Annotated in this window: 3 protein-coding genes; 2 read left to right on the top strand and 1 reads right to left on the bottom strand. The window is 61.7% G+C overall.

The genetic code is table 11. The features are described from left to right. Positions 1–1,175, bottom strand: a 1,175-nt coding sequence (locus ACESL8_RS09420) for an enoyl-CoA hydratase-related protein (RefSeq protein ID WP_372918148.1), incomplete at its 3' end; no start/stop codon positions are given. A 102-nt stretch (positions 1,176–1,277) separates the two neighbouring features. On the opposite strand from ACESL8_RS09420, the gene ACESL8_RS09415 reads away from it, so the two are divergent. Beyond that, the gene (locus ACESL8_RS09415; RefSeq protein WP_372918146.1) at positions 1,278–1,622 is read left to right on the top strand and encodes a septum formation initiator family protein; all 345 of its coding nucleotides are present in this window, start codon (positions 1,278–1,280) and stop codon (positions 1,620–1,622) included. A 125-nt stretch (positions 1,623–1,747) separates the two neighbouring features. After that, positions 1,748–2,398, top strand: a 651-nt coding sequence (locus tag ACESL8_RS09410; RefSeq protein ID WP_372918144.1) for a thiamine pyrophosphate-dependent enzyme, incomplete at its 3' end; no start/stop codon positions are given.

Below are 2,398 nucleotides of genomic sequence, written 5' to 3'. Positions count from 1 at the left end.
GCCATGTTTTCAAACACGGCTTCGATGATCAGGTCGCAATCGGCGAGGTCTTCCATGTTGAGCGTCGGCGTCAAGCGGCCCATGCGCGCCTCCACCTCGTCCATGCTGAAGCGGCCCTTTTTCGCGCTGTTCTCGTAATTCTTGCGGATGACGCCAACGCCGCGGTCCAGCGCGTCCTGCTTCATTTCGACGATTGTGACGGGGATGCCGACCGACAGGAAGTTCATTGAAATGCCGCCGCCCATGGTGCCGGCGCCGATCACGCCAACCTTTTTCACCGGCAGAGGCTGCATGTCGGCGGGCAAGCCGTCGATCTTGGCGGCGGCGCGTTCGGCAAAGAAGACATGGCGCTGCGCGGCCGATTGCAGCCCGGTCATCAGTGTCATGAATTCGCTGCGTTCCACCTTCATGCCGCCTTCAAAGGGCAGCGCGACCGCCGCTTCGATGCACTTGATGTTGGCTTCCGGTGCTTCAAAGCCCTTGAATGCCTTGGCATTGGCCTTGCGGAATTCGGCAAAGAACGGTGCCAGTTCGGCTGCGCTGCCGCCCAGTTTGCTGGCGTCGTCGCGTACCTTTTTCAGCGGGCGGTTTTCGGCAACGATGCGGCGGGCGAAAGCCACGGCGCCGGCAGTCAGGTCGCCGTCCACCACTTCGTCTACCAAACCGGTGGCCAGGGCATCGCGGGCGTTCATCTGGGTGCCGCTGGTCACCATTTCGGTGGCCTTTTTTGCGCCAACGATGCGCGGCAAACGTTGCGTGCCGCCGGCGCCGGGCAGCAGGCCCAATTTCACTTCGGGCAAGCCGAACTTGGCCTTGGCGTCGCTCACCCGGTAATGCGCGCACAGCGCCACTTCGAGCCCGCCGCCCAGTGCGGTGCCATGGATCGCGGCGATCACCGGTACAGGGGAGCTTTCCATCGCATCCTGCACGGCCGGCAGCGAGGCACCGCGCGGCGGCTTGCCGAATTCCGAAATGTCGGCGCCGGCAATGAAGGTGCGGCCGGCGCAGACCAGCACAGCGGCCTTCACCGCTGCGTCAGTGGCAATGGCGGCAAAGGCACCGGCCAGGCCATCGCGCACATCGGCGGACAGCGCGTTCACCGGCGGTGAATTCACCGTGACGATGGCGATTTCGCCATCCTTGGACAGATCGACGACATTGTTGATGGCGGCCATGACAATTTTCTCCCCGAAAACATGAATTGCTGCATGCCTAGCACCTGTTGCGCGCGATTGCAGCCTTGTGGATAGGCCAGTATTTGCGTAGTTTCCTTATCAATGGCCGTAAAACTTACCTTGCAACAGTTGATGTCGCGCGCCGCCTTGCCGGCGGTGTGCATGGCTGTGGCCAGCTATTTTTCCTTCCACGCCCTGTCAGGGCCCACCGGCTATGCCGCCTGGCGCGAATACAGAGACCAGCGGGCAACGCTGCAACAGGCCGTGCAAACCAGCGAGGAACATCAGGCCGCGCTGCAACGCCGGCTCGTGCTGCTGGATCCGCGCCATGTCGATCCCGACTTGGCCGACGAACTGGTGCGCCTCAATCTCGATCTGGTAAAACCGGACGAAGTGATCGTGCCGCTCCCACCGGCCTCGCCGGTACCATCCGCCGCCACCTACTGATTGCCCAAACTGCGCTTGAATAGCGAGGGATTAACCTATCCGGCACACAGCGCCGGATAGGGGGTTGTGGCGACGCGCTGCGACAATTTATACCTGCGTGGTTACGCCAGTGAAAGGTGATTATCTTGTCACGCAGCCCCGGCCGCAAGGCAGCTTCCGCTTCGACCCATCCCAACTGGCCGCGCCCTGAGGAACCGGAACGGTTCGCCGCGACGCGTGATCAGTTGGTCGACATGTACCGCCAGATGGTGTTGATCCGCCGTTTCGAAGAACGCGCCGGGCAGCTGTATGGCATGGGCCAGATAGGCGGTTTCTGTCATCTGTACATCGGCCAGGAAGCCGTGGTGGTGGGCATGCAAGCCGAATTGCAGCGCGGGGACAGCATCATCACCGGCTACCGCGATCACGGCCACATGCTGGCGTGCGGCATCAATTCCAAGGCGGTGATGGCGGAATTGACCGGTCGCGCGGCCGGCATCAGCCGCGGCAAAGGCGGTTCCATGCACATGTTCAGCGTGGAACATGGCTTTTTTGGCGGCCACGGCATCGTGGCGGCGCAGGTGCCATTGGGAACCGGGCTGGCCTTTGCCCACAAATACAAGGGCGACGGGCATCTGGCGGTCACCTATTTTGGTGATGGTGCGTCCAACCAGGGCCAGGTGTATGAAAGCTTCAACATGGCCGAACTGTGGAAGCTGCCAGTGATATTCGTCATTGTAAACAACCAATATGCCATGGGCACTTCGGTCAACCGCTCCAGTTCCGAAGACCAGTTG

This window comes from Sandarakinorhabdus sp., from assembly GCF_041689835.1.
Taxonomy (GTDB): domain Bacteria; phylum Pseudomonadota; class Alphaproteobacteria; order Sphingomonadales; family Sphingomonadaceae; genus Sandarakinorhabdus.
Note: the sequence above shows the minus strand (reverse complement) of the source record. Positions and strands in the feature narration are given on the sequence as shown.

Excerpts from the sequence above, each read along its gene's own strand:
- ACESL8_RS09415 (WP_372918146.1), top strand. The coding sequence starts at position 1,278 with ATGGCCGTAAAACTTACCTTGCAACAGTTGATGTCGCGCGCCGCCTTG.